3 protein-coding genes are annotated in these 3822 nt (G+C 29.6%); all 3 read left to right on the top strand.

The genetic code is table 11. The features are described from left to right. Positions 1-195: 195 nt before the first annotated feature. Positions 196-1716: an amidohydrolase family protein gene (locus AADI82_RS14270; protein WP_341217092.1), complete on the top strand. Its 1521-nt coding sequence runs from the start codon at positions 196-198 to the stop codon at positions 1714-1716. Positions 1717-2046: 330 nt separating this feature from the next. Further along, entirely contained in the window at positions 2047-2772 is a 726-nt protein-coding gene (locus tag AADI82_RS14265; RefSeq protein WP_341217091.1) for a DUF6088 family protein, read from the top strand. Further along, positions 2769-3755 (top strand): nucleotidyl transferase AbiEii/AbiGii toxin family protein, encoded by a 987-nt coding sequence (locus tag AADI82_RS14260; RefSeq protein WP_341217090.1) that lies wholly within the window; start codon positions 2769-2771, stop codon positions 3753-3755. The genes AADI82_RS14265 and AADI82_RS14260 overlap by 4 nt, the downstream gene beginning before the upstream one ends. The last annotated feature ends 67 nt before the right edge of the window (positions 3756-3822 follow it).

The following is a 3822-nucleotide window of genomic DNA, read 5'->3' as shown; positions in this document are numbered from 1 at the left end:
TTTATTCTTTCTGATTAGGGGGCTAATTTATTAAAATACAAACTTAAGATGTATATAAAAAATAGGCGAAACATCAGTAAAATAAAGGCTTTGCGCTCGTATCAAACTTTTTGCTTTACCGAAAGTTTAGTGCTTCGAAATCGCCTACTTTTCATATACTCACCGTTCTATGCAATGTGAATCAAAAAAACCTTTATGAAATTTAGAATAAGAAAAAAATGGATTATACGCTTTATGGTAATCATCCTATTTATTGGCTTGATAGGATTTATTTCGTATAAATATCAAATTAAAAAAGGAGCAGGAGGATATACAGAAATCCTAAAATCAGAGTCTTTTTTTCAAAATTATGAAAGAATTGGTATTAAGAATATCAATATTCTTCATTCAAAATCAGAGTATTTTATTCCTAACCAAAATGTCATATTGGAAAACGGAATCATTCAAAGCATAAGCTCTACTGAAAAGATAGATTCATCTATTCAATATATAGACGGAACAGACAAGTTTTTAATTCCTGGTTTGACAGACACCCATGTGCACTTACTTGATAGCAAAAATGATTTGCTGTTATATTTAGCAAATGGGATAACTTCAATATGGGAAATGTTTGGCAATCAAACCCATTTGGATTGGAAAAAAGAATACAAAGAAGGTAATTTAATAAGCCCAGAATTATTTATTGCAACAAGAAAAGTTGGAAGTCAAAAAGGAGCATATGGATGGGGTTCAAAGTATTTTGGAGGACAAATTAATTTTACGTCCGTAGAAACAGCACGAAAAGGAATTAAAAACTTTAAGCAAAAAGGATTTGACGCAATAAAACTCGGAAGTTTTTTAAATGAGGAAATTTTCGATGCTATTATGGAGGAATCTAAAAAACAACTTTTACCTGTTTTAGGTCACTTATCTACCGATATTGGTCTTGAAAGAATGTATCAATCTGGAATATCTGAATTGGCTCACGTTGAAGAGATTACTAAGAATGTAATGAGTGATTTTGGTGGCATGGATTATGATAATACAGCTGAATTTTTAGATTATTTAAAATCAAGAGCAGACTCTATAGCAATAAACCTAAGGAAAAATGATATTGCTGTTTCCACGACAATATGGCTTATGGAAAGCCTCCCTGAACAGAAATTTAATTTAGATAACTTTCTTAAAACACTTGAAATTGAATATGCTAACCCTGCTTTGATAGAAGGCACTATTATTCGAAAAGGATGGTTATCAGGAAACAATCACTACGAGAATTTAGAAATTAAGAATGATTTCGAAAAAAGACAAAAATCAGAAATATGGTGGAAAGCATATGTAGAAGCGATACATATCATGACGAAAGCTTTAAGAGACAATAAAACTCCTATTTTGGCTGGTACAGATGCCAACGCAACCTGTGTTGTTCCTGGATTTTCCTTACACAACGAATTAGAATCACTTGTTAATATTGGATTGACTAGCTCTGAAGCAATTTATTCCGCAACTGTAGCTCCTTCTAAATGGATGAAAAAAAAATCTGGAGAAATCAAAATTGGTTATAAAGCTAATTTAGTTCTATTATCAGCAAATCCTTTAGAAAATATATCTAATACCAAATCAATAGAATTTGTATTTGCAGATAATTTTTATCTAACTAAAAATAACAGAGAAAAACTACTTGAGAGTTTGAAAAAAGTTAATAATGAATCTAGAAATATCAATATTACAAAGTGAAAAACAGAAAGCACTGCATAGAACAAAGTGTATAGTTAATTGCTTTTTTTGCTAAATCAATGGTAATTATTTTTTTATAAAGCTAGTATTTAAGGCAAAAATATGTACTTTTAAATTCGCAACTAACCATACACCGAACGTTGTGCGTCATCTAAAAAACAACGTTCTGAAAATTAATTTTAATAAAAGAAGGGTGGGTAGCTTATCTTTGCTGTGAATTCACAGCAAAGATAAGCTACCCAGTGTTACTATCCAAATAAATTATTTTTTTGTCCAGTTTATTACTTAAAAAACTGGACATTTTACTATCTTTGAAATAAATTAAAATCATTGAAAGTAACTGATTACATAAGGAATACAATAGACAGACTGCCTAAAGGGTATGTATTCACCTATGAGGACTTTGATATTGATGTAAAAAAAAAAGAAGCAATTATTAAAGCTCTGAATCGTATGGTTGATTCTGGAAAAATTTCCAAACTAGCTAAAGGGAAATACTTCAAACCTGAAAAAACACCCTTTGGTATTCTTCAACCTAATCAAGAGCAAATAGTAAAAGACTTACTCGATGAAGATGGAAAAACAGTAGGATATCTTACAGGATATAGTATATATAATAGATTAGGATTAACTACACAAGTTAGTAACGTAATACAAATTGGAAAAAATCAAACTCGCCCTAAATTTAAAAGAGAGCGTTATACTATTTCATTCATCAAACAAAAAAATATTATTACTAAAAAGAATATTCCTTTATTACAGATTTTAGACTCTATTAAATACATAAAAAAGATCCCCGATACAAACGTAAAAATATCTTGTCTACGTTTTTTGGAAATACTTAAGAAGTTGAATTTAGATGATAAAAAAGAATTAATACGACTATCTCTAAAATATCCGCCATCAACAAGAGCATTATTAGGAGCATTACTGGATGAATTACAAGAAAAAGCTATAACATTAACTTTAAAAGAATCACTTAATCCTATTACTAAATATGAGTTATCCAATGCAAGTGAAGTATTAAGTAAATCATCTGACTGGAATATATTATGAAACTTCATCAAAATAAAAAATTATTTAGACAAGCTGTTCAGTTTACATCTGACCAAATGCAAATACCAGCAATATATGTTGAAAAAGATTATTGGGTAACATATGCTCTTTTCAATATATTCAATGATAAAATTGGTAGTGATACTGTTTTCAAAGGAGGTACTGCCCTATCCAAATGCTTTGGTATAATTCAAAGATTTTCAGAAGATATAGATTTGGTTGTTTTAAGAAGAGAAGGAGAGTCTAATAACAAACTTACAAACAAGATAAAAGCGATTAGTAAAGTTGTTAGTACTGTACTGCCTGAAATAGATATCCCTGGTTTAACACAAAAAATGGGAATGAATCGCAAAACGGCTCATTCTTATAGTAAAGAGTTTCAAGGCAATTATGGTCAAGTTAGAGATGCTATTGTAGTTGAAGCAACTTGGTTAGGATATTTTGAACCATATACAACAAAAAGTTTATGTTCTTTTGTAGGACAAATGATGATTGATAACCAACAGATTGAAATAGCAAATGAAAATAATTTACTTCCTTTTGACGTACTCGTTTTAGAACCAATTAGAACAATTTGCGAAAAAATTATGAGCTTGGTACGCTTCTCTTATAGTGAAAATCCAATTGAAGCTTTGAGGAATAAAATAAGACACGTTTATGATTTAAACCAATTGTTACTGGAAAAAGAATTGTTGAATTTCTTTAACACAAAAGAATTTGATGATATGTTATTGAAAGTTGCTCAGGACGATGTTTTAAGTTTTAAAAACAATAATAAGTGGTTGGAAAATCATCCTTCTTCATCTCTAATATTTGATGAGCCTAAAAAAGTTTGGAGTGATTTGAAACCAACATATGAAACTGATTTCAAAAATTTGGTTTATGGTAATTTTCCTGAAGAAAAGGAACTATTAAAAACTTTGGAAATGATTAAAAAGAGATTATTGTCTGTGGATTGGAAAATAAAAATAGACGATGAATAAAGACGAACGCACAACAAAGAACTGAGCTAAAAAACAACACTTTTCTTGATAAATTTTAGACACTAGT

Source organism: uncultured Wocania sp., assembly GCF_964021735.1.
Taxonomy (GTDB): domain Bacteria; phylum Bacteroidota; class Bacteroidia; order Flavobacteriales; family Flavobacteriaceae; genus Wocania_A.
This window is presented reverse-complemented; position numbering and strand designations above follow the sequence as displayed.

Coding starts and splice junctions, on each gene's coding strand:
- AADI82_RS14270 (WP_341217092.1), top strand. CDS start 196: ATGAAATTTAGAATAAGAAAAAAATGGATTATACGCTTTATGGTAATC.
- AADI82_RS14260 (WP_341217090.1), top strand. CDS start 2,769: ATGAAACTTCATCAAAATAAAAAATTATTTAGACAAGCTGTTCAGTTT.